At 66.0% G+C, this 471-nt stretch carries 1 protein-coding gene; it reads right to left on the reverse strand.

All coding sequences use genetic code 11. The features are described from left to right. Positions 1–471, reverse strand: a 471-nt coding sequence (locus FHK92_RS23960) for a contractile injection system protein, VgrG/Pvc8 family (protein ID WP_258232729.1), incomplete at both ends; no start/stop codon positions are given.

Here is a 471-nt window from a genome sequence, read left to right on the forward strand (position 1 = left end):
GGGCGCGCCGCCAGTGATTTCGAGCTTCTGCGCCGGGGCGAGGATGGCGCTGCTGGTGGTGCCGCTGAGGCGGGTCTGGTCGTTGAGGTAGAGCTCGTGGCGCAGGCGGGCGTAGAAGAAACCGCTTTCGCTTTGCAGGTCCTCGTCCAGGGCGTAGCGCTCGCCCAGCACCGTGTAGGGTTCGCCGTAGTGATAGGCCTCGCCGTAGGTGCCCTTGGCACCTCGGGTGTGGTCGACTTCGCCGTCCAGAAAGGCATGGGCCTCGCGGTGGTGGTAGGCGCGAAAATTGATGGTTTGCTCGACCGTCCGGTGGGCGGTCTGCAGGTTCCAGGCCGCGTCCTGCCCATCGGCGGACAAGCCCGACGGCGGGCGACACGGCAACGTGGTGCCGCGCTGGTAGTGCCGCTGATCGTCGTGAAATTCCACCACGTCGATGTTCAGGCGATCGTCGCTGGTGATGCGGTACCAGAT

The organism is Pseudomonas brassicacearum subsp. neoaurantiaca, assembly GCF_013608025.1.
Lineage (GTDB): Bacteria > Pseudomonadota > Gammaproteobacteria > Pseudomonadales > Pseudomonadaceae > Aquipseudomonas.